Annotated in this window: 1 pseudogene; it reads left to right on the forward strand. The window is 49.9% G+C overall.

The features are described from left to right. Positions 1-551 (forward strand): annotated as a pseudogene (locus tag HPT30_RS31170) (transposase family protein); the annotation flags it as partial.

A 551-nucleotide genomic window follows, 5' to 3' on the forward strand; every position in this document is an offset into this window, starting at 1 on the left:
ACCTCCAAGCGCACGGCGGAGCCGCTGTTTGTCATTCACGACGATACGATTGCTCAGAAAACAAAACCTTCGTCACAGGCCCGTTTTCCTATCGAGCAAGCCGGGTTTCATCACTCTCATCTGCAGGGCAAGGTGGTCTGGGGACATCAGGTAAAAGCTACGGTTTTCGGTTGTTCTGACCTGTCCTTGATTCATTCTATTGACCTATACGCCAAGAAATACACTCACCCGGAAGGAACCCTATACACCAAAATCGACTGGGTATGCGATTCGCGTAGCACATCCGCAAAGAAGACGTTCGCCTCGTCACCATGAACGTTTCGTCGTACTGGATGTATCGCTACGAAGGGCACTGAATGGAATCGACAACGCGGTGGTTTTGCTTTGCTGGCCAAAGCAGGCATTCAGAGATCCGAAGGCGCTGCGCGCTTTTTGTTGCACAGATTTTTCCTTGGAGACGGAAACCATTGCATCGTACGACGCCAAACGTTGGCCTATTGAGATTTTCTTTCGCCAATCCAAAAATAATTTGGGATTTGGCACGTACCAGG

It is taken from the genome of Paenibacillus agri, assembly GCF_013359945.1.
Taxonomy (GTDB): Bacteria; Bacillota; Bacilli; order Paenibacillales; family Paenibacillaceae; genus Paenibacillus_AQ; species Paenibacillus_AQ agri.